Genomic DNA, 26611 nt, shown 5'->3' on the forward strand with positions numbered 1-26611 from the left:
AGGCAGTATGGAAGACGCGTATTGAGTGTTTATGACACTTCGCGCAAATGCAGTAATAAAAACATCAAATTATTTTGGTGTACTGGCGGTCTTGCGCATTGCGCCCCTATTCCGCCTCCTGCACCGTGCTTGTCGCCGAACTCAAATCCTTCTATGCCGTCGCCCGCTGCGGCACCGTCACCAAGGCCGCCGCCCAACTGGGCGTCAGCCAGCCCACGGTGACGGGGCAACTGCGCCAGCTGGAGTCGCGTTACGGCGTCGAGCTGTTCCACCGCCAGGGGCGCGGCATGCGCCTGTCGGACGCCGGCCACAGCCTGATGCCCATGGTGGAGAAGCTGGTGCAGCAGGAAACCGAGATCGACTTCCGGCTGCGCGACGCCAGCGACCTGCGCGAAGGCAATCTGCGCATCGGCGCCACTGGCCCCTACTACATCATGGACACGGTGCGCGCCTACAACCAGCGCTACCCCGGCATAGACCTGACGCTGACCATCGGCAATTCGCAGACCATGCTGCACGCGCTGCATGACTATCGCATCGAGATTGCCACCTCATCCTTTCTGATGGATGACAAGCATCTGTACCGGCGCATGATCGCCGCCGACCCCATCCGGGTGGTGGCGCATCGCGATCACCCGCTGGCACGCCAGCGCCAGGTCCGCCTGGCCGACCTGGCCGAACACGCGCTGCTGTTGCGCGAACCCGGCTCCATGACGCGGCAGCTGACGGAGGACGCCTTGCAGGCGGCCGGCGTCACGGTGCGCCGCACGCTGGAGATCGGCAGCCGCGAATCGATCCGCCAGGCCATCCTGTGCGGCCTGGGGATCAGCCTGATCCCCTCGCGCGAAATTCCTTCCCACCCCGAACTGGCGGCCCTGGACATCGAGGGCGCCGGCATCGTGATGCACGAATACCTGTACTGCCTGCGCGAGCGCCAACCGGTGCAGCTTATCGCGCGCTTTCTGGAGATGGCGCCAGCCGCCGGCTGAGCGCCGCCCTCCCCTATGCGGCCACTCAGGAGACAACCATGGCCTTGACCTTGCAAGATATCGAACAGATTTTCCTGGAGCGCGGGCACCGCGCCTATGACGGCGAATCCGTCAGCCACCTGCGGCATGCGCTGCAGACCGCGGCGCTGGCCGAACGCAACGGCGCCGGCGCCCACCTGATCACTGCCTGCCTGCTGCACGACCTGGGCCATCTCATCGCCGACCGGCCGGGCACGCCCACGCTGCGCGGCCTCGACGACAAGCACCAGTATTTCGTCCTGCCCTTCCTGCGCGGCCTGTTCAGCCCGGCGGTGCTGGACCCTATCCGCCTGCACGTGGAGGCCAAGCGCTACCTCTGCTATGTGGAACCGCAATATGAAGCGTCGCTCTCAGAAGATTCGAAACGCAGCCTGGCGCTGCAGGGGGGCAGTTTCGATGCGGGCCAGGCGGTGGATTTCGCGAGCATGCCGGGCGCGCCGGACGCGATCCGCCTGAGGCGTTGGGACGACATGGCCAAGGTTCCCGGCCTGGCCACGCCGCCCCTGGACCACTTCCTGGAGATCGCCGAGAGCATCTCCGGGCGGGTCAAGCTGGCTGCCATCTGGTAGGGCTGGCCGGAAAGCCGTGCGTCCTGGCGGCCCAGGCGACCACCAGGGTCGCCGCCAGCAACACCAGTAGCGCCGGCACGAACGCCGCCACGCCCAAGCGTTCGAGCAGCACGCCGCCGACCACGCCGCCCGCGGCAATCGCCGTATTCCAGGCGGTGACCAGCATGGACTGCGCAACGTCGGCGGCATCGCCCGCCGTCTTGGCCAACGCCGTCTGGAACAGCGTCGGCGAGCCGCCGAACGCCACGCCCCAGGCGCCCACCGCCAGATAGACCATGACCGGCATGGCGCCCGCGATGCCCAGCGCCAGCGCAGCCAGGCCGAACAGGCTGATGCAGGCCAGGGTCAGCACACGCAAATGGCGGTCGATCAGCGTCCCGACCACCCAGATGCCGACGAGGGAGCTCAGTCCGAACACCAGCAGCACCAGCTCGGTGCTTGCGGCCATCCCCAGCGATGCCAGGAACGGCGCAATGTAGATGTAGAGAATGTTGTGCGCCAACACGAAAGCCAGCACCGCGAACAGCACCGCACGCACGCCGGGCAGCAGGAACACGCGTCGCAGCGGCAGTTGCCGGCCCCGGGCTTGTCCCGCAAAGTCCGGCACCCGCAAGCGCACCCAGACCATCAGCAGCACCGCCAGCAGGCTCATGATGCCGAAGCCGATGCGCCAGCCCCACAGCGCCCCCAGGAAGGTTCCGGCCGGAACGCCCAGCGACAGCGCCAGCGGCGCGCCCAGCATCGCCACCGCGATCGCGCGGCCCTGCTGATGCGCGGGCACCATGCGCGCGGCGTAGCCCGCCAGCAGCGCCCACAACAGCCCCGCCGACACGCCGGCCAGGAAGCGCGCGGCCAGGGTCAGCACATAGCTGGACGACAGCGCGGTCACCGTATTGGCCAGCACGAACCCGGCGATCGCCGCCAACAGCAGCGGACGCCGCCGCACGCCCCGGGTGGCGGCGACCAACGGGATCGCCGCCACCAGCGAACCGATTGCATAAATCGTGACGGTCTGGCCGATGCGGGCCTGCGACACGGCCAGGCCCTGCGCCATCTGCGGCAGCAGCCCGGCCGGCAGCGCCTCGGTCAGGATCGTGATGAAGCCCGCCATGGCCAGCGCCAGCAAGGCGCCCAGCGGCAGGCGGTCATGATGGGCGGCGCTCATCGACCGGACTCCAGCGCGCCATAGGCCGCATCGCGCAGATCGGCGACGTAGCGGCCGGACATGCCTTCATACAGCGTGTTGGTGAAGGCGACCACGCTCAGGCCCTGCGCCTGATCCACGAACCATGAATGGCCGTAGGCGCCGCCCCAGCGCCAGGTGCCAGGCGATTCCGGCGAGGCAGCGGCGACGGGGTCGCGCAGCACTGAAAAGCCCAGGCCAAAACCGAAGCCCGGCGCATTGGGCAGTTCCCGGCCGCCTGTCTGGTCACGCCCCATCTCCGCGACCAGCTCGCCGGGCAGGAGCGCGCCGCCTCCCTGGCGCAAGGTTTCCAGCAGCCGCAGGAAATCTCCGGCGGTGCCCGCCATGCCCGCGCCGCCCGAAGGGTAGGCCCCCGCATCGAAGATGCGGGCCGGACTGTATGCGATGCCGACCGTGCCATCGAAAACCGCGACCGTCTCGCCCTCGGCCAGGCGCTGCGGTTGCGGCGAGCCGTTCACATAGGCGGTGGCCACGCGCTGCGGATCGCGCGCGACGAAACCCGTATCGGTCATGCCCAACGGACCGGTTACCCTGCGCCGCACCGCGTCGTCCAGCGTCGTGTCCTCGATGCGTTCGATCAGCGCGCCCAACACGTCGGTCGCCAGCGAGTACCCCCAGGCCGTGCCCGGCTCATACAGCAGCGGCACGCCGGCGAGGCGGCGCAGGTTTTCCTGCAGGCTGCGGTCGGACGCGTCCATGCCGTCCGACACGCCGGCCTGCGCATAGGGTCCATGCGCATCGGTTTCGAAGAAGCGGTAGCCCAGGCCTGCCGTGTGGCTCAGCAATTGCCGCGCCGTGATGCGAGCCGGGCGGCCATCGGCCAGCCTGGGCTGGAACTCGGGCAGCCAGCGGCCGATGCTGGCGTCCAGCTCAAGCCGGCCTTGCGCCACCAGCGCCAGCGCAGCGCTGGAGACGATCGGCTTGCTCACGGAGGCCAGCCGGAAGACCGTATCCAGCGCCATGGGACGCGCGCTTTCGCGGTCGGCATGGCCCGCGGCCAACTGGTGGATCAGCTCGCCGTCGCGAGCTACCAGCACGACGGCGCCGACCAATCGCCTGTCGTCCAACGCCTGCTGGACGACCGCCTGGATCCGGGCGGGAAGATGCGCGGGCGGCGTGCGCTGGCGCAAGGAAAATGTGGAGTGTTTCATGGTTGGCACCTCGGCTCAATCTGCGGTGCCCAGACGATAGAAGCCCCATGATTAAAGAAAAAGTAGGCTACATTTCCTTCTTATGCGGAACAAACCGTCCGCAATCGAGGTAAGCAATGGACAGCCTGAATGGCTTCGTCGTGTTTGTGCAGGTTGCCGAAACGCGCAGCTTCGTCGCCGCCGGCCGGCTGCTGGGCGTGTCGGCATCCGCCATCGGCAAGAGCGTCGCGCGGCTGGAGGAAAAGCTCGGCGTGCGCCTGTTCCACCGCAGCACGCGCAGCGTCACCCTGACGGCCGAAGGCGCGCTGTTCCTGGAGCGCAGCCGCCGCATCCTGGCCGAGATCGAGGCGGCCGAACTGGAGCTATCGCAAGCCGCCGGCGCGCCGCGCGGACGCTTGCGCGTCAGCCTGCCGCTGGTCAGCGGGCTGGTGCTGCCGGTGCTGGGCGAATTCATGCGCGAGTATCCCGACATCGAACTCGACCTGGACTTCACCGACCGCATGGTCGACGTCATCGAGGAAGGCTTCGACGCCGTGGTGCGCACGGGCGAACCGGCCGACTCCCGGCTGTCGGCCCGCCGCCTGGGCGCCTTCCAGATCCTGCTGGTCGCCTCGCCCGGCTACCTGGCAAACCGGGGCACACCCAAGGTGCCGGCCGATCTGTTGCGGCACAGCTGCCTGCATTACCGCTTTCCCAGCAGCGGCAAGCTGGAGACCTGGGCGCTGCGACAAGCGGCCGGCGAGCCCGAACTGCAACTGCCCGTCTCGATGATCTGCAACAACATCGAAACGCGCGCCTGCTTCGCGCTGCAAGGGCTGGGCATCGCCTACCTGCCGGATTTCTCCATCCGCGAACCCCTGGCGGACGGCAGCCTGGTACCGGTGCTGGCGGGGCATGTGGAGCGCACCAACGTCTTCCACGTGCTCTGGCCCGCCAGCAAGCACCCGTCGCCGAAAGTGCGGGCGCTGGTGGACTTTCTTTGCTCAAGAGTGTTCGCGGACGCCAAGGCGGCCAAGCCCGACGGCCGCTCCAGGCGCTAGGAAGCAACGCCCTTCGCGACGGCGTCCGGCGCACTGCCCCGCCATGTCCCCGCGGATTCCCGCAAAAAAAACCAGGGCGTTGCGCCCCGGCTTTCGGAACCTACGCGCCCTTGGCCACCGGGCGGGAGGGGTCGCTGCACCACTCGCTCCAGGACCCGGGATACAGCCGCGAACCCGACAGGCCCGCGATCTCCATGGACAACAGATTGTGGCAGGCCGTGATGCCCGAGCCGCACTGGTGCACGATGGCCGCGGGATCACGGCCATCCAGCAGGCTGGCGAATTCCTCGCGCAACTGCGCGGCCGGCTTGAAGCGGCCGTCGGCCTGGAGGTTCTCGCCGTTGGGACGGTTCAGGGCGCCCGGGATATGGCCGGCCACCGGGTCCATGGGCTCGACCTCGCCGCGATAGCGGTTGGCCGCGCGAGCATCGATCACGGTGAAAGCCGGACGGGAAATATTGTCCAGCACCGCCTGGGCGTCCACCGAGCCGGCCAGCGAGGGGCCCGGCTCGACCGGCTCGCCCGCGCGCACGGCTGCAACGGCTTCGGTCGCGGTCGGCAGCCCGGCGGCGGTCCAACCCTGCCAGCCGCCGTCCAGCACGGCCACCTGGTCGTGTCCGAGCCAGCGCAGCATCCACCACAGGTGCGCGGCGTACATGCCGCCGCTGGCGTCATACGCCACCACCAGGGTCCGGGGCGTCACGCCATGGGCGGCCATGAGCGCGCCAAACGCGGCGCGCGAGGGCAGCGGATGGCGGCCGTTCTTGCCGCTGCGGGCCGCGGCCAGCTCGGTTTCGTGGTTCAGGTAGCGGGCGCCGGGAATATGGCCGGCATCATAGGCCTGACGGCCCGCCGCGTGATTGCTCAGGTCGTGGCGCACATCGAACACGCGCACGTCGGGCGCCTCCAGGCGCGCGGCCAGGTCGGCGGCGGAAATCAGGGTCATCGTCATTCGGTGTGCTCCTGCAAGGGGGTGTGGAGACCGCTGGTCAGGCTGGCTTGGGATCGCGCATGGTGCGCCATATCGACAGCAGGCCCGCGAAAATGATCAGGCCCATGCCGGCCCAGGCCAGGGCGTCCAGCTGCTCGCCCCAAATGCCCATGCCCAGCAAGGCCGCGAAGATGATGGTGCTGTACTGCAACGCCGCGGTCAGCAGCGCCGACCCCAGGCCGAAGGCGCGGGTCATGGCCAACTGGCCGAACAGGCCCGTCACGCCCACGCCCAGTAACGACAGATAGCCGGTCCAGTCGGCGTGGCCCCAGCCCTCGAACAACAGGCCGGCCAGGCTGGACACGCAAACGGCCACGGAGAAGAACAGCACGGTGCGCCATTCGGGTTCGCCGACCCGGCCCAACTGGCGGATCTGCATCATGGCGATGGCCGACATGGCGCCGGCGGTCATCGCCAGCAAGGCGGCCAGCCACTGGTCCTCGTTGATGCTGGGCCGCAGCACCGCGATCACGCCCAGGAACCCCAGCGCCACCGCCACGATGCGCACGGAATCCCGCTGCGCGCCGCCCCAGCCCAGCATCCAACAGGCGATGAACAGCGGCGCCGTGTAGTTCAGGCTGGTGGCCGTGGCCAGGGGCAGATGGGCGATGGCGAAGAAACCCAGCCACATCGAGGTGACGCCGGACAGGTTGCGCCACAGGTGGAGTTTCCAGCTGACGGGGATGATGGACTGGCGGCCGGCGCGGGCCCAGATCAGCAGCAGGATGACCGAGGGCAGCCCGCGAAAGAGCACGACTTGCGGCAGCGAGGCGCCGTGTTCGGTGCCGAGCTTCACGAACGAACCCATGATGGCGAACATGGCGGACGCCAGCAACATCCAGAGTGCCTGCATGGGGGTCTACGCTAAGGGAAAAGTGAAGAGAAATAAGGGAAAGCGATACTATACTCTCCGTCACCGGAAGCGGCGCCGGCGAGTCGGGGAACTGGCGGGCCGCCGCAGTGTCGAATCCCGGCATATCCTGCTCGCAGAGGAACACAAAAAACATGAAACGCATCGTCCTTTTCGTCATCACCAACCTGGCTGTCATGCTGGTGCTGTCGGCCACGCTACGCATCCTGGGCGTGGACCGGTACATCACCGCCAACGGCCTGAACCTCAACGCCCTGCTGATCTTCTCGGTGGTGGTGGGCTTCACCGGCGCGATCATCTCGCTCTTGATCAGCAAGCCCATGGCCAAGTGGAGCACCGGCGCGCAAGTGCTGGACCCGAACTCGCCCCGCAACCAGCGCGAAGCCTGGCTGGTCGACACCGTGCACCAGCTGGCCGACCGCGCCGGCATCGGCCGCCCGGAAGTCGCCATCTATGAAGGCGCGCCCAACGCGTTCGCCACCGGCGCGTTCAAGAACGACTCGCTGGTCGCCGTGTCGACGGGCCTGCTGGAAAGCATGAGCGAAGAAGAAGTCGCCGCCGTGCTGGCGCACGAGGTCGCCCACATCGCCAACGGCGACATGGTCACGCTGACCCTGATCCAGGGCGTGGTGAACACCTTCGTCGTGTTCCTGGCCCGCGTGGTCGGCTACTTCATCGACCGCGTGGTGTTCAAGAACGAACGCGGCATCGGCCCGGGCTACTACATCACCGTGCTGGTCTGTGAAATCATTTTCGGCGTCCTGGCCTCGATCATCGTGGCCTGGTTCTCGCGCCAGCGCGAGTACCGTGCCGACGCCGGCTCGGCCCACCTGATGGGCGCCCGCGAACCCATGATCCGCGCCCTGGCCCGCCTGGGCGGCCTGGAGCCGGGCGAGCTGCCCAAGTCCTTCGAGGCCTCGGGCATCACCGGCAAGGGCGGCCTGGCCGCGATGTTCGCCTCGCACCCGCCGATCCCGGCCCGCATCGCCGCGCTGCAAAACGCCCGCGTGGCCTAAACCTCGCGGTCAGTAAAAAGCCCCTCCGCGGAGGGGCTTTTTCTTGGGCGCTCGCCCCGCGGACCGCTCAGCACTCGACGATGTTCACCGCCAGCCCGCCGCGCGCGGTTTCCTTGTACTTGGTCTTCATGTCGGCGCCGGTTTCGCGCATGGTCTTGATGACGGAATCCAGCGACACGTAATGCTGGCCGTCGCCGCGCAGCGCCATGCGGGCGGCGTTCACGGCCTTGATGGAGGCCATGGCATTGCGCTCGATACAGGGAATCTGGACCAGGCCGCCCACGGGGTCGCAGGTCAGGCCCAGGTTGTGCTCCATGCCGATCTCGGCCGCGTTCTCGACCTGTTCGACCGTGCCGCCCAGGGCCGCGGCCAGGCCGCCCGCCGCCATCGAGCAGGCCACGCCGACCTCGCCCTGGCAGCCGACCTCGGCGCCCGACAGCGAGGCGTTGTACTTGTACAGCAGGCCCACGGCCGCCGCGGTCAGCAGGAAATCGCGCACGCCCTCGCGGTTGGAGCCGGGCACGAAGCGGTCGTAGTAGTGCAGCACGGCGGGGATGATGCCGGCCGCGCCGTTGGTCGGCGCCGTCACCACGCGCCCGCCCGCGGCGTTCTCTTCGTTGACCGCCATGGCGTACAGATTGACCCAGTCCATCACGGACAGGGGATCGGACAGCGTGCGCTCGGCGCGCTGAGTCAGATTGCGGTACAGCTCGGGCGCGCGGCGGCGCACGCGCAAGGGGCCGGGCAGTTCGCCGTCCGCTTCGGGGTAATTGATGCCACAGCCGCGCGACACGCAGTCCTGCATCACCTGCCAGATGCGGTCCAGCCCGGCGTGCACCTCGGCCTCGTCGCGCCAGGTCAGCTCGTTCTTCATCATCAGCTGCGCCACCGTCAGGCCGTTCTCGCGGCACATGGCCATCAGCTCGCGGCCCATGCGGAACGGGTACGGCAATTGGTCGTGCGCGGCGATGACCTGGCTGTTGGACGCGCCGGCCGTCACCACGAAGCCGCCACCCACCGACAGGTAGCGGGCCTCGCGCAGCGACTCGCCATTGGCGTCAAAGGCGTGAAACTTCATGCCGTTAGGATGCTCCGCCATGGCTTCGCGGCGGTAGAACATCATGTGTTCCTTTTCGATGAAAGGAACCGGATGGCGTCCCAACAGCGGCAACTGGCGGCTGGCGCGCACCGACGCGACCATGCCGGCAATGGCGGCAGGGTCGACGGTGTCGGGCGCTTCGCCCATCAGGCCCAGCAGCACGCCCTTGTCGGTGCCGTGGCCCTTGCCAGTGGCGCCCAGCGACCCGTAGAGCTCGGCGCGCACCGCGGCCACGCTGGGCATGAGCCCGTCGCGTTCCAGGCCTTGCGCGAACAACAGGGCGGCCCGCATGGGTCCCACCGTATGGGAGCTAGACGGGCCTATGCCTATCTTGAACAGGTCGAATACGGAAACGGCCACGCAAAACTCCAGTGCATCTGCAAATGATCAGTCAATGATACGCGCTGGCAAAGCCGCACGCAGCAAAGCCCCGGCAGGCGTATGCTGTATTGCGGGGACAGGTTCCCCCGGCAGCACCGCGCATGCGATCATTACAGAATTATTACTTGTCATAAAAGAATGGAAACACGCCAGGATGTCCGGACTCATTACCCTGCTTGACTTCGCCGGCTACGTCGCCCTCCTCCTGTGGGGCGTGCACATGGTCCAAACAGGCGTGCAGCGCGCCTTCGGGGCCGCGCTGGGCGCGGCATTGGGCAAGGCGCTCGGCACCCGGCTGCGGGCCTTCGCCGCCGGGCTCGGCATCACCGCCGCATTGCAGAGCAGCACGGCTACCGGCCTGATGATCACCGGCTTCGCGGCCGGCGGGGTCGTCGGCCTGGCGCCGGCCCTGGCCGCCATGCTGGGCGCCAACGTCGGCACCACCCTGATCGTCCAACTGCTGTCCTTCGACCTGACCTCCCTCGCCCCCATCCTGATCCTGGTGGGCGTGTGGATGTTCCGCCGCTATCCGCCGGGGCGCACCCGCGATCTGGGCCGGGTCTTCATCGGCCTGGGCCTCTTGCTGCTGTCGCTGCACCAACTGGTCGAACTGTTCCAGCCGTTCCAGACCGCGCCCATGCTGGGCATGATCCTGGACGCGCTGTCGACCCAACCCGTGGCTACCGTGCTGTTGGCGGCCGCCTTCACCTGGGCGGCACATTCCAGCGTGGCCGTGGTGGTGCTGGTCATGTCCCTGGCCAGCCATCACATGGTGGCGCCTCACGTCGCGTTTGCGCTGGTGCTGGGGGCCAACCTGGGCACCGCCATCAACCCCATGATCGAAGGCGTGACCGGCGACGACCCCGCCGCCCGCCGCCTGCCGCTGGGCAACCTGCTGACGCGGGTGCTGGGCGTGCTGGCCGGCCTGATGCTGCTGCCCTACCTGCAGCCGATGATGAGCGAACTGGCATCCGACCCGGCCCGCGCCGTGGCCAACTTCCACACGCTGTTCAACGCCGTCATCGCGCTGGTGTTCCTGCCGCTGCTGACGCCCTACGCCGCCCTGCTGACCCGCTGGCTGCCCAAGCGCGCGGATCCGAACGATCCGTCGCGCCCCCAGTACCTGGACGAATGGGCCCACGACGTGCCGGCCGTGGCCCTGGGCAACGCGGCGCGCGAAGCCCTGCGCATGGCCGACATGCTGCAGACCCTGCTGCTCTACGCCCGCGCCGGCTTCAAGCGTGACAACCGCCACCGCATGGTGCAGGCGCGCCAGTTGGACGCCGCGCTGGACAAGCTGGAGAACGCCATCACGACCTACCTGGCCACCCTGGACCAGGAGAACATGACGCGCGAGGACATCCAGCGCCTGGACGACATCCTGGCCTTCACCAGCAATATCGGCCATGCCGGCGACATCGCCAACCACGGCCTGCTCAGCCACATCGGCAAACTGCGCAAGCAGGGCTGGGTCTTTTCGCCCGAGCAGCGCGCCAGCCTGGACGACACGCTGGGCCAGCTTATCTCCAACCAGCGCACCGCCGCCGCCCTGTTCGTCAACGACGACCTGCGCCAGGCCCGTGCGCTGGCAGGCGAAAAAGCGCGCTTCCGCTCGATCGAGACCAACGCGGCGGACACGCACCTGCAGAAAATCAAAGGGGGCGAGGTCGATGCCGCCGAGGTGGGCGCGCTGTACCTGGATATCCTGCGCGACATGAAGGGCATCAATTCCCATCTGGTGGGGGCGGCCGCCTACCCTCTGCTGGCTCGCCACGGCGAGCTGCTGCCCAGCCGCCTGCGCGAAGCCGGCAACTGAGCAGCATGAAAAAGCCGACCTTCTGGTCGGCTTTTTCAACTGTGCGCCCGGGCAGTTTTCGCTGCCCGGCATCCTACAAATAACGCTTGAACCACTCCAGCATGCGCTTCCAGCCGTCCTGCGCGGCCTCGGCCTTGTAGCTGGCGCGATAGTCCGCCAGGAAGGCGTGGTCGGCCTCGGGGTACACCACGAATTCCGAGCGCCGGGCGTTGTCGTTGCCGTCGGCCAGCTTGGCCTTCATGGTTTCGACATCGGCCAGCGGGATGCTGGCGTCCTTGCCGCCGTACAGGCCCAGCACCGGCGCGTGCAGGTCGTTGACCACATCGAAGGCGAAACGCTTGATCAGCGGGCCATGGCCCACGCTGAGCTTGCCGTACCAGGCCACGCCCGCCTTCACGTCGGGATTGTGCGCGGCGTACATCCAGGTCAGGCGGCCGCCCCAGCAGAAGCCCGTCACGGCCACGCGCTTGACGTCACCGCCGTGCGCGGCCGCCCAGGCCACGCTGGCGTCCAGGTCGGCAAAGACCTGCTCGTCCGGCACCTTGCTGACCAGTTCGGCGATGAGTTTGGGGATGTCGGTGTAGACCGACGCGTCGCCCTGGCGTTCGTAGAGATTGGCGGCGACGGCGAGGTAGCCGGCCTTGGCGACCCGGCGGCACAGGTCCTTGACGTGCTCGTGCACGCCGAAGATTTCCTGCACCACCAGCACGATGGGCAGGTCGCGCTTGCCTTCGGGCGCGGCGTAATAGGCGGCGATCGTGCCGTCGGCCACGGGCAGCTTGAAATCTCCGTGGACCAGCCCCTGGGTGTCCGTATGGATCACGGTGGGCGCGACATTGCCGGCTGCGGCGGAAAAACTCATGAAGAACTCCTGTGTAGGGATGATCAACCAAGCCGGATATCCCGCCAGCGCCTGCATGGCCCCGCGCCGATCCTAGTGCCGGTGGACATGCTCCACTTGCGGCGCGCCCTGGCCGGTTTCGGCCTCATGGTCGTGCCCGTGGTGCATCGCCGTGGTGACGCTGTAGATCAGCGCCACGCCCACGCCGACCAGCAGCAACTGCGGGACGGCATCGGCCAGGGATACCCGTTCGTGCATTTGCGGCATCAGGTCGGCCACCGAGATATAGAGGAAGCTGCTGGCTGCAACCACCAGTACATACGGCACCCACTCCTGCGCCTGCTGCAGCACGAAGTACCCTATTATGCCGCCCACGGCTGAACACAAGCTGGTGAAGAGGATCAGCGAGAACGCGCGGCGGCGCGCCAGGCCCGCGTTGAGCAGCACCACGAAGTCACCCAGCTTGTGCGGCACTTCGTGGACGATGATGGAAGCCGCGGTCAGCACGCCCAGCAGCGGGTCGGTCAGAAAGGCCGCCGCCACCAGCACGCCGTCGCACAGGTTATGCAGCGAACTGCCGATCAGGATCAGCACGCCGCCCCGGCCCGCCTCGTGGCGGTCGTGGCCCTTGTGGTGGTGGTGGCCGTCGCCCTCGTGGTGATGGCTGTGCCGCAGCAGCGCGATCTTCTCCAGCACGAAGAAGCCGATCAAGGACGCCAGCATCAGGCCGAATAGCACGTGGGCATCGCCCACGCCGGTCTCGAAGGCCTCGGGCAGCAGATGCAGCAGGGCCACCGACAGCAGCACCCCCACCGACAGGCTGACCATGTGGTGCAGATATTGCGCGAAAACCTTGTAGGCCAGCCAGCTGGCGACCAGGACGGCGATAAGCCCGCCGGTGACGGTGGCGAGCAAAATCCAGAGCAGCAACATTTTGGGGGGACGCTTTAGAGGCGGGGGAAGCGCAACATTATATTGTTTCAAATCAAAAAACGGAAATGGGCCGCCCCAGGGCGGCCCACGCTTCCTGCCGACGGGGTGCTTCCGGCCCTAGTGGGCCTGCTCCCAGTTCTTGCCCATGCCCACCTCGGCCACCAGCGGCACGCGCAGGGATGCCACATCGCACATCAGGCGCGGCAGCGCTTCCTTGACCCGTTCCAGTTCGGCGTCGGGCGCTTCCAGTACCAGTTCATCGTGCACCTGCATGATCATGCGCGTCTGCAACTTTTCGGTTTCCAGCCAGTCCTGCACCGCGATCATGGCCATCTTGATCAGGTCGGCCGCCGTGCCCTGCATGGGCGCGTTGATGGCGGCGCGTTCGGCCGCCTGGCGGCGCGGGCCGGAGGCGCCGCGGATTTCCGGCAGCTGCAGGCGGCGCCCGAAAACGGTTTCCACGTAGCCCTGCTCGCGCGCGCGGCGGCGGGTATCGTCCATGTACATCGCCACGCCGGGGTAGCGGGCGAAATAGCGGTCGATGTAGGCCTGCGCGGCATCGCGGGTGATGCCCAGGTTGGACGCCAGGCCGAACACCCCCATGCCGTAGATCAGGCCGAAGTTGATGGCCTTGGCGGCGCGGCGCTGTTCGGTGGAGACATCGGCCAGCGACACGCCGAACACTTCGGAGGCCGTGGCGCGGTGGATATCCTCGCCGGCGGCGAAGGCGCGCTGCAGGTTGGCGTCGTCCGAGACGTGCGCCATGATGCGCAGCTCGATCTGGGAATAGTCCGCCGACAACAGCATGCCCTGTTCGGCGATGAACGCCTCGCGCACGCGCCGGCCGGCTGCAGTGCGCACAGGGATGTTCTGCAGGTTCGGATCGGACGAAGCCAGGCGGCCCGTGATCACCGCGGCCTGCGAGTAATGCGTGTGCACCCGCCCGGTGTCCGGGTTGATCATGCGCGGCAGCTTGTCCGTGTAGGTGGACTTCAGCTTGGACAGGCCGCGGTACTCCAGCAGAACCTGCGGCAGCGGATAGTCCTGCGCCAGCTTGCTCAGCACCTCTTCGTCGGTGGACGGCGCGCCGCTGGCGGTCTTGCGCACCACCGGCAGCTGCATGCGGCCGAACAGGATCTCACCCAATTGCTTGGGGGAATTCAGGTTGAAGGGCTGGCCGGCCAGTTCATAGGCCTTCTGTTCCAGCAGCAGCATTTCCTGGCCCAGCTTGTGGCTCTGGCGACCGAGTTCCGCGGCATCCACCTTGACACCATTGCGCTCGACCGTGGTCAGCACCGAGGACACCTGCATTTCCAGCTGGTAGATGCGGTTCAACCCTTCGTCGGCCGCCACCATCGGGCGCAGCACCTGGTGCAGCTGCAAGGTGAAGTCCGAGTCCTCGGCGGCGTAATGGCCGGCCTTGTCGACCGCCACTTCATCGAAGCCGATCTGCTTGGCGCCCTTGCCGCAGAGGTCCTCGTAGGACACGCCGCCGCGGCCCAGGTAGCGCTGGGCCAGGTCGTTCAGGCCCACGCCGCGGTGCGATTCCAGCACGTAAGCCTGCAGCATCGTGTCTTCGGTGATGCCGGCCAGCTTGATGCCTTCGTTGGCAAACACGTGCGCATCGTACTTGGCGTGGTGCAACAGCTTGGCGCGCGACGCATCCTCCAGCCAGGGCTTCAGGCGCGCCAGCACCTCGGCCTTGGGCAGTTGCGGCGCGTTGTCCGGGCCGCGGTGCGCGACCGGGATGTAGCACGCCACGCCGGGCGATACCGCCAGCGACATGCCCACCATCCTGGCCTGCATTTCGTCCAGCGAGGTGGTCTCGGTGTCCAGCGCGACCAGGGGCACGTCTTTCAGCTTTTCCATCCAGGCATCGAACGCGGCCCAATCGGAAATGATCTGATAATCGAGTTCCACAGGCGCGGCGGGCGCCTCGTGCGCAACGCGGGCGTCGCCCGCCGGCACGCGCTCGGCGTCGCCGGTCAGGTCGCGCAGCCAGGTGCGGAAACCGTAGCGTTCATAAAGTTCGGTCAGCGTCGCATCATCGCGCGGGCGCGGCGTCAGGTCGTCCACGGCATCCACATGGCCGGCCAGGTCGCAGTCGTACTTCACGGTCAGCAGCTGGCGCGTCAGCGGGAAGTTGGGAATGGCTTCGCGCAGGTTGCTGCCCGCCACGCCCTTGATGTCTTCAGCGCCTTCCACCAGCTTGTCTATCGAGCCGAATTCCGTAAGCCATTTGACGGCGGTCTTGGGGCCCACCTTGGTCACGCCGGGAACATTGTCCACCGTGTCGCCCACCAGCATCAGGTAGTCCACGATGCGGTCGGGCGGAACGCCGAACTTGTTGACCACGCCGGCCTCGTCCAGCACTTCGCCCGTCATCGTATTGACCAGGGTGACATGGCTGTTGACCAACTGCGCCAGGTCCTTGTCGCCGGTGGACACGATGGTGTGCACGTCGTGCTCGGCAGCGCGTTTGGCCAGGGTGCCGATCACATCGTCGGCCTCGACGCCTTCGATGGCCAGCACCGGCCAGCCCAGCGCGCGCACCGCTCGGTGGATAGGCTCGATCTGCGCGGCCAGGTCTTCCGGCATGGGCGGGCGGTGCGACTTGTATTCCGGATAGAGATCGTCACGGAAGGTCTTGCCGCGGGCATCGAAAATACATGCGGCATACTCTGCCTTATGATCAGAGACAAGTTTGCGCAGCATATTCACCACGCCGTAGAGCGCCCCCGTGGGTTCGCCTTGCGCGTTGCGCAAATCAGGCATAGCGTGGAAAGCGCGGTACAAGTAACTTGAACCGTCGACCAGTAATAAGGTTTTTTTCATGGTTACAAAGGCAGATATGGCAATAGCTGCGGAAACACCCGCCAACAAACAAATTCCGCTGATTATGTCAGAGATACGGACGGCGGCAGACAAGCTCGCGAACATCGGGCCTGCTGTCAGCGTCTTCGGCAGTGCGCGAGTCAGCCGTAATTCCCCCCACTATGAAACCACCGTCGCAATTTCCGCCGCTCTGGCGGAAGCGGGTTTCGCGGTGATCGCCGGCGGCGGTCCCGGCATCATGGAGGCAGCCAACAAGGGCGCGTTCGAAGCAGGCGGCACCAGCATCGGTCTGAACATCAGCCTGCCCCACGAAGCGCACAACAACGAATACCAAACCATCAGCCTGTCATTCGAGTATTTTTTCTCGCGCAAGGCAACCTTCTTCATGCACAGCTTCGCCTATGTGGCGATGCCTGGCGGTTTCGGTACCCTGGATGAACTCTTCGAAGCGCTGACGCTCATCCAGACGGGCAAGGTCCCCGCCGCTCCCATCGTGCTGGTGGGCAGCGAGTACTGGTCCGGCCTGGTCGAATGGCTGGGCGGCCAGGTGCTGGCCAATGGCATGATAGGCGCGCACGACCTGGATCTCTTCATCATCGAAGACGATCCCGTGAAGGTGGTGCGCAAGGTGGTGGAATTCCACGCGAAGGTCAATTCGGACGCGCAATACGCGCCGTCCTTGCCGGCCTGACGGCAACCGGGGCGGCCTTGCGCCGCCCCGCTCCCAGCAATTACTTTCGCATGAACGAGGGCAGCACATCCGCCGGAATCGGGCAGACGTAAGGCTGCCCGCGGCGCGTTTCCACCAGTTCTTCCTTGGCGCGCGCCAGCGCCTCGGGCTGCGTGTACAGATCGGCGGCGGTCGCCGCGATGATCTTGGCCGCGTGCACCATGCCCTTGTGCGCCATGGACATCTTGCCCTGCGCCACCATCTGCCAGGAATGGAACGGCGTGCCGTAGGCGTAGCAGGCGCCCCAGCATTGCGCGGTGGGCGCGACCCAGCTCACGTCGCCCACGTCGGTGGAGCCGTAGGTGATCTCGGCCTTGCCGGGTTCGTAGGGCGCCACGCCGGTGAACAGCGGCGTGGGATTGCGCAGCACCGCGCCCAGGTTCTTGCCGGCGTTGTCGATGTCGTCGGCGGAGATCGAATCCCACATGCGGCGCGCGGCCTGCTGTTCGCCCGCGTTGTAATCCGGCCCCTGCAGCGCCAGCATGTTGGCATGCATGATCTGGTTGAGCACGCCATTGGGAATGTAGTTCGAGCAGGCCTTGTCGAACACGATTTCCAGTTCGCAGCCCGTCATCAAAGCCGCACCGCGCGCCACGTTCTGCACGCGCTCGTACAGTTCGGACGCCTGCGAATTGATTGGTGCGCGCACCAGGTACAGCACTTCGGCGCGGGCCTGCACCACGTTCGGTGAAATGCCGCCGCTGTTGGTCACGGCGTAGTGCACGCGCGCATCCGGCACCATGTGCTCGCGCAGGTAGTTGACGCCCACGTTCATCAGCTCGACCGCGTCCAGCGCGCTGCGGCCCAGGTGCGGCGAATTGGCCGCGTGCGCCGCAACGCCGCGGAAGCGGAAATAAGCCTGGATGTTGGCCAGCGAGGACTGGTGGAAGATCCCCGTGTGCGAGGCGGGATGCCAGGTCAGCGCGGCGTCCACGTCATCGAACAGGCCCGCGCGCGCCATGAAGGTCTTGCCCGAACCGCCCTCTTCCGCCGGACAGCCGTAGAAACGGATGGTGCCGGGCAGGCCGTTGGCCTCCAGGAACTCCTTCACCGCCACCGCGGCGAAATGCGCGGCCGTGCCCAGCAAATGGTGACCGCAGCCGTGGCCGTTGCCATTGGGTGTTTCCGGCGAAGGCTGGCAGGCATAGGCGCCGCTTTCCTGGCTCAGGCCAGACAGCGCGTCGTACTCGCCCAGGATGCCGATCACCGGGCCGCCGCTGCCGGCCTCGGCCACGAAGGCGGTGGGAATGCCGGCGGCGTCGCGCGTGACGCGAAAGCCGGCTTCTTCCAGCATGGCGATGTGCAGCTCGGCGGACTTGTGCTCGTCGTAGCGCAGTTCGGCCAGGCTCCAGATGCGGTCGCTCAGTTCCGCGTAGCGCTCGCTGCGCGCGTCGATGAACGGCGCAAGTTTGTCGATGGCACCCATTGTTTCTCCTGTGGCTGTAATGGCGGGGAAAAAACCGGTCAGGTCACTCGTCGAGCTTGATGCCGGCAGTTTCAATGATTTTGCGATTGGCGGCCAGCGTCTGCGCTATGCGCTCGGCGAAGGCCTGCGGCGTGCCGGCGTCGGGCTGCGCGCCCATGCCCGCCAGGCGCTGCACCAGCGCCGGATCGGCCAGCGCACGCACCGCGGCCTGATTCAGGCGCTGCACCACGGCATCGGGCGTTGCGGCGGGCACGACCAGGCCGAACCAGGTCTGGCCCAGCGCGTTCAGCTGCGGATAGCCCAGTTCCGTCATGGTCGGCAGGTCCGGCATGTCAGGCATCCGGGCGGGCGCGGACACGGCGATGGCGCGCAGCTTGCCGGCCTTGACCAGCGATTGCGCGGACGCGTACTGATCCTGCTGCACCTGCACTTCGCCGCCCACCGCGGCGGTCAGCGCCGGACCCATGCCGCGGTACGGCACGTGCAGGACATCGACCTTCAGATCCGCGTTCATGGCCGCCAGGTTCAGGTGCCCGAGCGAACCCACGCCGGGTGAGCCAAACGAGTACTTGCCCGGATGGGCCCGCAGCTCGGCCAGGAACTGCGCGAAATCCTGCGCCGGAAACGCCGGATTCACCATCCACACAACCGGCACCGTCGCCACCGAGGCCACCGGTTTCAGCTGCGTTTCGGGGTTGACGCGCTTGGTGCCATACAGCAGGGGATTGACCGCCATGGTGCTGACCGTGGCCATGCCCAGCGTGTAGCCGTCGGGTTCGGCCCGCGCCACCGCCTCGGTGCCGAGCAGGCCGCCCGCGCCGGCGCGGTTCTCCACCACCACGCTCTGGCCCAGTTCCTTGCGCAGGCCCTCGGCCACCGCGCGGGCCAGCGCGTCCGTGGATCCGCCGGGCGCGAACGGCACAATCAGCCGGACAGGCTGGGAAGGATAGGCGCCCTGAGCGGCGGCCAGGGACGAAGCACTAAGAGTTACGGCGCAAACAAGCGCATGCAGCAAACGGGACTTCATGGACCAGCCACTCCTGGGAACGGAAGCGATGTAAGGGATCGCTGCATTGTGTCCAGGGCATATCCTTATTTCAAATACATTAATAGGTGCATATATTCGTGTTTTGAATAACTAACTTGTCTGCGCCATGGACGTCGCCCCCGCCACCCTGCTGTCCCGCCTGCTCGCCAAGGGGCGCCTGCGCCACCTGCAATTGCTGGCCAGCATCGCCGACCTGGGCAGCATCCAGCAGGCGGCCAACCATATCGGCCTGAGCCAGCCGGCGGCCACCCATGCGCTGGCCGATATCGAGGATCTGCTGGGCGTAAAGCTGTTCGAGCGCCATGCCCGCGGCATGCGCACCACGCGCAGCGGCCAGCTCATGGCCGAGTGCGCCCGCAGCATGTTGACGACGCTGCGCGCGTCCACGGATTCGGTGGCGGCCCTGCGCCAAGGCGCCACCGGCCATCTGCGCCTGGGCGCCATACCGGCCGCCAGCGGCGGCTTGCTGGCCGAACGCCTGCCCGCCTATATGAAGGCGCGCCCGGGACTGCAAGTGGAAGTGGTGGAAGGCAGCCGCGAACAACTGCTGCCGCAAGCGGCCGGCGGCAGCCTGGACATGCTGCTGTGCCGGCGTCCGGAGGCGATCCCCGCCGGCCTGAAATTCGTGCCGCTGCAGGACGACGCGGCGGTGATCGTGGCCGCCGCCGGCCACCCGCTGCTGGATCCCGACGTCGCGCCCACGCTGGCGCAGGTGGCCTCCCAGCTATGGATAGAACCCCGCCCCGAACTGGCCATCCATGCGGTGTTCAAGGCCTTCTTCGAACGCGCCGGCGTGTTGCCGCGGCTATGCAGGCTGAGCAGCGCCGCCCCGCCCATGCCGCTGCTCATCGCCGTCATGCAGGCCCAGCAAGCCCTGGCGATGGTGCCCCAGACCCTGGGCAACTGGTACATGCAGCACGGGCATTTCCAGCGCGTGCGCATCGAATCGCCGGGCTCGTTCCAGCCCATAGGCGCGATCGCGCGCGACCAGGGGCCGGGCCGCGATTTCCTGGACTGGCTGGCGGCCGGACCCAAGGCCCGCTGAGCCAGCCTGGTCTTCAGCCTATGTCGCCGCCGGCCACGTACATGATCTGCCCGGTGATGTAGGACGCCTCGGGCGCGGCCATGAAGCAGATCGCCGCAGCGACCTCTTCGGCCTGGCCCAGGCGATCCTGCGGCGTGTCCCGTAGGCAGGAGGCATACATCTCGCCGACCCAGGCGGTCTCCTGCGCGGACGGCGCTTCGTGGTTGCGCGGGATCGCGCGCACGCCGTTGTCCAGCGCGCCCGGCGACACGCAATTGACGCGCACGCCGGACTTCGCCAGCTCCAGCGCCATGCAGACGGTGGCGGCGTGCACGCCGCCCTTGGAGGCCGAATACGGCACCCGGTAGATGCCGCGCGTGGCGTTCGAGCCCACGTTGACGATGGCGCCCGCGCCCTGCGCCCGCATCACCGGGATGATTTCGCGGCAAGACCACAAGGTGGGCCACAGCGAACGGTTGACTTCGCGCTGCATCTGCTCGGGCGTGTATTCCCAGAACGGCCGGGTCCAGATCGTACCGCCCACGTTGTGCACCGACACGTCGATGCGGCCGTTGATTTCCAGCGCGGCCCGCACCATGGACTGCGCGCCCGCGTGGGTTTCAAGATCGGCCTGCACGAAACGGGCGAGCCCGCCCGCGGCCCGGATTTCCTCGGCAACCGCGGCGCCCTGCTCCTCTGCCCGGTCCACCACGACAACGTGCGCGCCCTCGGCCGCCAACCTTCTGGCCGTCGCCCGGCCCACGCCCTGGGCGGCGCCGGTGACCAGGGCCACCAGGCCCTCGAAGCGTTGATGTGTGCTCATGTTTGATTCGTCCTTGCAGATTTCAATGGGCAGCCGATAGCGCGCCGTCGGGCCGCGCGTGCTTGAGCTTGAGGCTCAGCACCGCCAGGGCCGCGACCGCCAGGGGCACGGCCAGCGCCATGAAAAATCCCGACGGTCCGCCCCAGGCCAGGAAGCTGCCGCCGATGGCCGAACCCGCGATCGCGCCCGCGCGGCCCATGCCGATGGCCCAGCCGGTGGCGGTGGCGCGCAAGGCGGTCGGATAGGCGCCCACGACCAGGTAGTTCAGCGCGATCTGCTGACCGCCTATGCCGAAGCCTGCCGCGCCGACCAGGATGAACACCAGCGTCCAGTTGTCGCCGGCCTGGCTCAGGCCGACGGCCACCGCGATGCCCAGGGCGAACATGCCGCCCAACAGCCGCCGGGTATTGACGCGCGGCAACACGAAGGACAGCGGAATCGCGCAGATGATGAAAACGGCATTGACGATGACGGTGCCCATGGGAGCCTGTTCGGCGGGCAGGCCCGCGGCCTTCAGCACCGTGGGCAGCCACGACAGCAGCATGAACCACGCGACCCAGTTCAGCAGGTACACCGCCCAGATCGCCACGGTCTTGCCGCCGTGGCCGCCCGAGAACAATGCGCCCACGCCGGCGCGGGAGACGGATTCCTCGGGCACGGTGAATTGCGTGTCCGCGCCCAGCTTGCGGCTCGATATCACCGACAGGATGCGCGCGATGTAGCGCTGGCTTTCCGGATCGCGGCGCGTGGCCTTGAAGTACAGCGACTCGGGCAGCATCACGGCCGCGACGGCCAGCAAGGCCAGCGGCGCCAGGCCGCCGACGATGAAGATGCCTTCCCAGCCGATGACGGGCAGCATGCGGGCGGCCAGCAGGCCGCCCAGCATGGCGCCCGCGGGCAGGCCCAGCAGCACGCCGGTCATGATGGCCCCGCGCAAACGGGCTGGACCGTACTCGGCGGCCAGCGCCAGCAACACCGGCGTGCAGCCGCCCATGCCCAGGCCGGCGATGAAGCGCAGCACCAGGATGTGGGTGGTGTCGGTGGCCCAGGCCGTGGCCAGCGTGGACAGGCCGAACAAGGCCAGGCCGAGCATGATGGCCGGACGGCGGCCGATGCGGTCGCCGATCAGGCCCAGGGTCATGGCGCCCACCGTCATGCCGACGATGCCGGCGGTGAGGATGGGCGCCAGCGCGCCTGCCTTCAGATCGAAGGCAGCCAGGATCGCGGGCCCGGTGAAGGCGATCGCCTGTGTGTCGAATCCGTCGAACAGCGCGATCAGAAAGCACAGGATCAGCACGCGCCATTGAAAGGCGCCCAGTCGCTCCTGGTCGATGAGCGTCGGAATCGACCAGCTGGAAGTCGCGGTCATGATGGTTGTCTCCATGGCGCGGCCGAACCCGGCCTCGCGCCTGCGGGTTGTTCTAGGTGGTTTCTTGGGGGGAAATGGCGGCGCCGCGCGGGCGCCGCCCGTGCATTGCTCAGGCGGTGGCGCGGTCCATGCGGGCTTGCGGGCGGGCCTCGTCGGCATCCAGCGCCGGCTGCACCACGAAGTCGAAACAGACGCGCGTGAACGGCGCGTTCACGCCCAGGCTCTCATAGCCGGCGGCCGGCGTATTGGGCTGCAGTTCGACCACCAGCCCGTCGCGCGTGGCGAAGGCGAAGTCGTCATCCAGGAAAGTGTCGCCCGGGATGTTGACCTGCGTGGTCAGAGTGCGCTGGCCTTCGGCAGCCACCAGGAAGTGGATGTGGGCCGGCCGGTTGCCATGGCGGCCCAGCGCCACGAACAGTTCGGAAGTGGGGCTATTCGGCGGAATCGCATAACCCGGCGGAATAAAGCTGCGGAATCGGTAGCGGCCTTGCGCGTCGGTCTTGATCTTGCGGCGCAGATGGTAGTCCGCCTGGTCGGGATCGAAGTGCGAATAACGCCCCAGCTCGTTGGCGTGCCAGACGTCCACCAGCGCGCCGGCGACGGGATTGCCGTCCACGTCGCGCACCTGCCCTTCCATCACCAGCACCGTGCCGGCTGCCGGATCCTCGTCCAGGCGCGCCTCGCCGTCGGACAACGGCGCGCCCGCGATGTAGAGCGGCCCCTCGATCGCGCGCGGCGTGCCCGCGGCGCGGCCGGCGGCCTCGTCGGCTTCTTCCTCGCGGATGTCGATCAGGCGGTCAAAGCCCAGGCCGGCCGTGATCAATCCAAGCTGGCCGCCGGCGCCCAGGCGCGCGAGCCAATCCACGCCCGCCCAGAACTCGTCGGGCTTGATGTCGAGATCGTCGATCGCGCGGAACAGGTCCGACACGATGCGCTGCGTGATCTGCCGGACCCGGTCGTTGCCCGGATTGACCTGGGAGCTGTTGACCAGGTCCAGTAGTTGTTGCTGGGTAAATTCAGCCATGATGCGTCTCCTGCCTTTTGGAATGATCGGAAAACTGGTGGGTCAGGTCGCGGCAGCCTCGCCGCGGCGGCCGAAGTCGACCGTGGTGGGCGTCAGGCCTGCCCTCGCCCGGTCGAAACGTTCCAGCCGTTTTTCATCCACGACGACGCCAAAGCCTGGGCCGTCGGGTAGTTGGAGTTCGTAGTCGCGCACGGCCATGGGCTGCTCGACGATGTCGTCGACCAGCAACTGCGGTCCGAACAGTTCGCAACCGTGGTGCTGGTCCGACAACGTGGAGAACACATGCGCGGAAGCCGCGCTTCCGAGCGAAGTCTCCAGCATGGTGCCGCCGTACCAGCCTATGCCCGCGGCTTGCGCCACGGCCGCGACTTCGCGCGTGCGCAGCAGCCCGCCATGCTTGGCGACCTTCAGGGAAAACACATGGCAGGCGCGCTGCGAGGCCAGCATGTAGGCGTCCTGCGCGGAGCACACGGTTTCGTCCGCCATGATCAGCGCGGCCGACCCCAGCGACTGCGTCGCCTCGCGCAGGGCCTGCACGTCCCACTTCGCCACGGGCTGTTCGATCAGCGTCACGCCGGCCTCTACCAGCTGCGGCAGATAGCGGCGGGCCGTGTTGCCATCCCAGGCCTGGTTGACGTCCACCGTCATGTCGGCGCGGCCGTCCAGGCCGCGCGCGATGCGGGTCACGTGCGCCACGTCGTCCGCCGGGCTGCGCGCGCCGATCTTGAGCTTGAACAGGCGATGGCGGCGTGCCTGCATCATCTGCTCGGCCTCCTCCAGATCGCGCTGCGAATCGCCGCTGGCAAGCGTCCAGGCCAGCGGCAGGCGTTCGATGCGCTTGCCGCCCAGCAGTTGCCAGGCCGGCACGCCCAGGCTGCGCGCCACCGCATCGATCAACGCCATTTCCACCGCGCTCTTGGCAAACGCATTGCCCTTGCAGACGGCGTCGAAGCGATTGATGTGTTCGGCGAACCTGCGCGCATCGGCGCCATTGACGGCGGGAGCCAGATAGTTCTGGATCGCGTGCAGGATGGTTTCGGGCGACTCCTCGTTCCAGGACGGTCCGCCTATCGTGGCCGCCTCGCCAAAACCGCAAGCGCCGTTGGCCAGCCACAGCTGCACGATGACCGGGCTTTGCCGGTTGATGGCGCCGAACGAGAACTTGTGCGGCCGGATCGTCGGGATGTCGACGATTCTTGCGTGGATGCGCTCGATGCGCCAGGAGGCATCGTCCGGCGTGATCGGAGCCTGGGTCGAAACGGATGTCATAAAGCCTATAGCCCTGCCATGAGTGATACAGGCAAGATTAGGGCCCGGCCGGTTTTGCATCCAATGATTTATATTGCATTTATTGTTCGATATCATCGAATGATAAGTCCACCCATCATTGACCGTCCGTTCCGGCTTTGCACCAGGAGTCCCGCCGATGGAACTGCGCCAGCTACGCTACTTTCTCAGCGTCGCGGAAACCGAGCACCTGACCCGTTCAGCCGACGCCCTGCACGTCACCCAATCCACCCTGTCGCACGGCCTGCGCCAGCTGGAAGAAGAGTTGGGCATGCCCTTGTTCGACCGTATCGGCAGGGGGTTGCGCCTGTCGCAGGCGGGCCGGGTGCTGCGCGACCACGCCAGCCGGGCCTTGCAGGAAGTCGAAGCCGGGAAAATGGCCCTGGCGGATCTGGCGGGCTTGCAGGCTGGATCGCTGACCATAGGCGTCATCCCCACGTTCCTGACCCATTTCGTGCCGGACGCCGTGGCCAGCTTCAGCCTGGCATTCCCCAAGGTCCAGATCCAGGTGCGCGATCTGCGGGCCGGCCCCATCGAAGACCTGCTGGTCAGCGGCCAGCTGGACCTGGGCATTTCCTTCCATCCGGCGCTGCGCGAGGAAATCGAGGCGCAACCCCTGTTCGACGAACGCCTGCAGGTGGTGGTCGGCAAGAACCACCCGCTGGCCTCGCGGCGCAGCCTGCGCATGCGTGATCTCGCGGGCGTGCCGTTGGCGCTGCTACCGCGCAGCTTCGCCACGCGCCGCATGATAGACGCGGCCTGCGCCCAGGCCGGCTTGATACCCGAGGTGCGGGTAGAGATGGAATCGGTCGACGCCCTTATCCACCTGAGCCGGCAGGGCGAATTGGCGACCATCGCCGCCGAGCATGCGGCGGGTGCGGCCGGATCGGGGTTGACGAGCATCGCCCTGACCGACCCGACCACCATCCGCCGGGCGGCCATCCTGTGGCGCAAGGAAGCCTCGCGCAGCCGGGCGGCGCAGGAATTCGCCGCCCGGCTGCTGGACGCGGTGCAGCGGCTGCCGGGCGCGGTAGCCGCTTCCAGCCACTGAGGTTCTAGCTCTGCAAATCTCGGGGGACGTTCCCGTCCCAGATGGTACGCAGCACCGCGCCCACGGCATCGGTGTTCTTCCTCGCGGACATGAGATCCCTCAGCCGTTCCATCAGGGCGGGCTGTTCAGGCATGCTGGCGGAAGGCAATACCGCCTGCCCCGCATCGGTATTTCCAGCCAGCCCTGCTGGACCTTGCACGGGCAATCCATTCACCAGGCGCAAGCCAAGCTGGTAGCCGTACTCCGTAATTCGAAAGACCCCGTTTATGCACTCAGTCTCCGTCTTGTCAGAAGAGAGATCCAGAATCACTTCCGCAGACGCCTTGACGATGCCTTCGTCCCGGGTATGAATGAATTCCGAGAACTTGGAGTCGAAAGGCTGCCCGGACTTGGGAGCGGAGGGTCCGAACTTATTGAAAACCTCTTCGAGAAAGCCGAAATCCACGTCGTGAACAAGGGATAACCCGGGATTCAGCGTCCGCTCCAGGAACCCCCTATCCAGTCGAGAACTTGACAGTCCATCGCTAGCCAAAATCCGCTCGGCTATGGCCGCATTCGTATCGGAAAAAAAATAGCTCAGCTGATGACCCTCAGAATCGAACGTACCTCCTTCATTTGCATTCACAAAATTCATTTTTGATGTTCTTCGGTAGTATCCCAGCTCAAATCCCAACATATCGACATTGCGTAAATCAATACCTTGCTGCTGCGCCTCGACATACAGATCGGACAGCATCACGCGATCTTCTTCCCAGAGGTAGTGCGTTACCTCCGCGGAAAAGCCTGGATCCGTCCGGAATGGCGCTTCAAAATTCGCGTCTCTGAATAAGCGCTCGCGCAGCAGAGTCCTGCCGGGCGTCGCGGGCGGAGACGGCGCCGCTGCTGGACTGCCGACCGCAGCGGCGGGGTTTTTCCGAGGTGAAACCTTGGCACCGGAGTAGGCCTGCATGACGCATGTTGCTTCATTGTTCGCCGTCGAAATCGCCTTCATAGGTAAATCCTGTTCAAGCCGTTTTTTGGGCCATGAGCCTTTCGGCAACTGGTGGGATATGCC

At 66.9% G+C, this 26611-nt stretch carries 23 protein-coding genes; 8 read left to right on the plus strand and 15 right to left on the minus strand.

Annotation, left to right across the window (positions count from 1 at the left end):
- Positions 1 to 125 precede the first annotated feature (125 nt).
- Positions 126 to 989 carry a LysR family transcriptional regulator gene (locus FOC84_RS03475; protein WP_173149944.1) on the plus strand — a complete coding sequence of 288 codons (864 nt, stop codon included), beginning with the start codon at positions 126 to 128 and terminating at the stop codon, positions 987 to 989.
- Between the two features lie 38 nt (positions 990 to 1027).
- Positions 1028 to 1597 (plus strand): phosphonate degradation HD-domain oxygenase, encoded by a 570-nt coding sequence (locus tag FOC84_RS03480; RefSeq protein ID WP_173143190.1) that lies wholly within the window; start codon positions 1028 to 1030, stop codon positions 1595 to 1597.
- Here the strand turns inward: FOC84_RS03480 and FOC84_RS03485 are convergent.
- A complete protein-coding gene (locus FOC84_RS03485) occupies positions 1575 to 2762 on the minus strand; it encodes an MFS transporter (protein ID WP_173143191.1) in 1188 nt (395 codons plus the stop codon). The genes FOC84_RS03480 and FOC84_RS03485 overlap by 23 nt on opposite strands.
- Positions 2759 to 3952, minus strand: coding sequence for a serine hydrolase domain-containing protein (locus FOC84_RS03490; protein WP_173143192.1), 1194 nt, complete (start codon positions 3950 to 3952; stop codon positions 2759 to 2761). Before FOC84_RS03490 ends, FOC84_RS03485 begins: the two co-directional genes overlap by 4 nt.
- Positions 3953 to 4068: 116 nt before the next feature.
- Between FOC84_RS03490 and FOC84_RS03495 the strand changes: the two genes are divergently transcribed.
- Entirely contained in the window at positions 4069 to 4992 is a 924-nt protein-coding gene (locus FOC84_RS03495; RefSeq protein WP_173143193.1) for a LysR family transcriptional regulator, read from the plus strand.
- Between the two features lie 100 nt (positions 4993 to 5092).
- Here FOC84_RS03495 and FOC84_RS03500 read toward each other — a convergent pair whose 3' ends face one another.
- Together FOC84_RS03500 and FOC84_RS03505 are read right to left on the minus strand one after the other, a co-directional pair.
- Entirely contained in the window at positions 5093 to 5944 is an 852-nt protein-coding gene (locus FOC84_RS03500; RefSeq protein ID WP_173143194.1) for a sulfurtransferase, read from the minus strand.
- A gap of 37 nt (positions 5945 to 5981) precedes the next feature.
- Complete coding sequence (locus tag FOC84_RS03505; protein WP_173143195.1) at positions 5982 to 6836, minus strand: DMT family transporter; 855 nt, start codon at positions 6834 to 6836, stop codon at positions 5982 to 5984.
- Positions 6837 to 6988: 152 nt separating this feature from the next.
- Between FOC84_RS03505 and htpX the strand changes: the two genes are divergently transcribed.
- Entirely contained in the window at positions 6989 to 7870 is an 882-nt protein-coding gene (htpX, locus tag FOC84_RS03510; RefSeq protein WP_173143196.1) for a protease HtpX, read from the plus strand.
- A gap of 67 nt (positions 7871 to 7937) precedes the next feature.
- On the opposite strand, the gene FOC84_RS03515 is transcribed toward htpX, so the two are convergent.
- Positions 7938 to 9329 (minus strand): L-serine ammonia-lyase, encoded by a 1392-nt coding sequence (locus tag FOC84_RS03515; RefSeq protein WP_173143197.1) that lies wholly within the window; start codon positions 9327 to 9329, stop codon positions 7938 to 7940.
- A gap of 175 nt (positions 9330 to 9504) precedes the next feature.
- Here FOC84_RS03515 and FOC84_RS03520 point away from each other — a divergent pair, with 175 nt between their 5' ends.
- Positions 9505 to 11166 carry a Na/Pi cotransporter family protein gene (locus FOC84_RS03520; protein WP_173143198.1) on the plus strand — a complete coding sequence of 554 codons (1662 nt, stop codon included), beginning with the start codon at positions 9505 to 9507 and terminating at the stop codon, positions 11164 to 11166.
- Between the two features lie 73 nt (positions 11167 to 11239).
- On the opposite strand, the gene FOC84_RS03525 is transcribed toward FOC84_RS03520, so the two are convergent.
- From FOC84_RS03525 to polA, 3 genes are all read right to left on the minus strand, one after another.
- Entirely contained in the window at positions 11240 to 12028 is a 789-nt protein-coding gene (locus tag FOC84_RS03525) for a dienelactone hydrolase family protein (RefSeq protein WP_173143199.1), read from the minus strand.
- A 72-nt stretch (positions 12029 to 12100) separates the two neighbouring features.
- Positions 12101 to 12940 (minus strand): ZIP family metal transporter, encoded by an 840-nt coding sequence (locus FOC84_RS03530; protein ID WP_173143200.1) that lies wholly within the window; start codon positions 12938 to 12940, stop codon positions 12101 to 12103.
- 117 nt (positions 12941 to 13057) lie between these two features.
- Positions 13058 to 15775, minus strand: coding sequence for a DNA polymerase I (polA, locus tag FOC84_RS03535; protein WP_173143201.1), 2718 nt, complete (start codon positions 15773 to 15775; stop codon positions 13058 to 13060).
- Between the two features lie 64 nt (positions 15776 to 15839).
- Here polA and FOC84_RS03540 point away from each other — a divergent pair, with 64 nt between their 5' ends.
- On the plus strand, positions 15840 to 16466 hold the full coding sequence (locus FOC84_RS03540; protein ID WP_173143202.1) for a TIGR00730 family Rossman fold protein: 627 nt from the start codon (positions 15840 to 15842) through the stop codon (positions 16464 to 16466).
- Between the two features lie 40 nt (positions 16467 to 16506).
- On the opposite strand, the gene FOC84_RS03545 is transcribed toward FOC84_RS03540, so the two are convergent.
- Positions 16507 to 17931, minus strand: coding sequence for a M20 family metallopeptidase (locus tag FOC84_RS03545; RefSeq protein ID WP_173143203.1), 1425 nt, complete (start codon positions 17929 to 17931; stop codon positions 16507 to 16509).
- 43 nt (positions 17932 to 17974) lie between these two features.
- Complete coding sequence (locus FOC84_RS03550; protein ID WP_173143204.1) at positions 17975 to 18958, minus strand: Bug family tripartite tricarboxylate transporter substrate binding protein; 984 nt, start codon at positions 18956 to 18958, stop codon at positions 17975 to 17977.
- 127 nt (positions 18959 to 19085) lie between these two features.
- Between FOC84_RS03550 and FOC84_RS03555 the strand changes: the two genes are divergently transcribed.
- Entirely contained in the window at positions 19086 to 20024 is a 939-nt protein-coding gene (locus tag FOC84_RS03555) for a LysR family transcriptional regulator (protein WP_173143205.1), read from the plus strand.
- 13 nt (positions 20025 to 20037) lie between these two features.
- Here the strand turns inward: FOC84_RS03555 and FOC84_RS03560 are convergent, their stop codons facing one another.
- The 4 genes from FOC84_RS03560 to FOC84_RS03575 all read right to left on the minus strand — a co-directional run bounded on the left by FOC84_RS03560 (position 20038) and on the right by FOC84_RS03575 (position 24488).
- On the minus strand, positions 20038 to 20826 hold the full coding sequence (locus FOC84_RS03560; RefSeq protein WP_173143206.1) for a 1,6-dihydroxycyclohexa-2,4-diene-1-carboxylate dehydrogenase: 789 nt from the start codon (positions 20824 to 20826) through the stop codon (positions 20038 to 20040).
- A gap of 22 nt (positions 20827 to 20848) precedes the next feature.
- A complete protein-coding gene (locus tag FOC84_RS03565; protein WP_173143207.1) occupies positions 20849 to 22195 on the minus strand; it encodes an MFS transporter in 1347 nt (448 codons plus the stop codon).
- Between the two features lie 109 nt (positions 22196 to 22304).
- Positions 22305 to 23219, minus strand: coding sequence for a dioxygenase (locus FOC84_RS03570; protein ID WP_173143208.1), 915 nt, complete (start codon positions 23217 to 23219; stop codon positions 22305 to 22307).
- Positions 23220 to 23261: 42 nt separating this feature from the next.
- On the minus strand, positions 23262 to 24488 hold the full coding sequence (locus FOC84_RS03575; RefSeq protein ID WP_173143209.1) for a muconate cycloisomerase family protein: 1227 nt from the start codon (positions 24486 to 24488) through the stop codon (positions 23262 to 23264).
- A gap of 157 nt (positions 24489 to 24645) precedes the next feature.
- Between FOC84_RS03575 and cynR the strand changes: the two genes are divergently transcribed.
- The gene (gene cynR / locus FOC84_RS03580; RefSeq protein WP_173143210.1) at positions 24646 to 25557 is read left to right on the plus strand and encodes a transcriptional regulator CynR; all 912 of its coding nucleotides are present in this window, start codon (positions 24646 to 24648) and stop codon (positions 25555 to 25557) included.
- A gap of 4 nt (positions 25558 to 25561) precedes the next feature.
- On the opposite strand, the gene FOC84_RS03585 is transcribed toward cynR, so the two are convergent.
- Positions 25562 to 26548: a hypothetical protein gene (locus FOC84_RS03585; protein WP_173143211.1), complete on the minus strand. Its 987-nt coding sequence runs from the start codon at positions 26546 to 26548 to the stop codon at positions 25562 to 25564.
- Between the last annotated feature and the right edge of the window lie 63 nt (positions 26549 to 26611).

It is taken from the genome of Achromobacter pestifer, from assembly GCF_013267355.1.
GTDB lineage: Bacteria > Pseudomonadota > Gammaproteobacteria > Burkholderiales > Burkholderiaceae_B > Achromobacter > Achromobacter pestifer_A.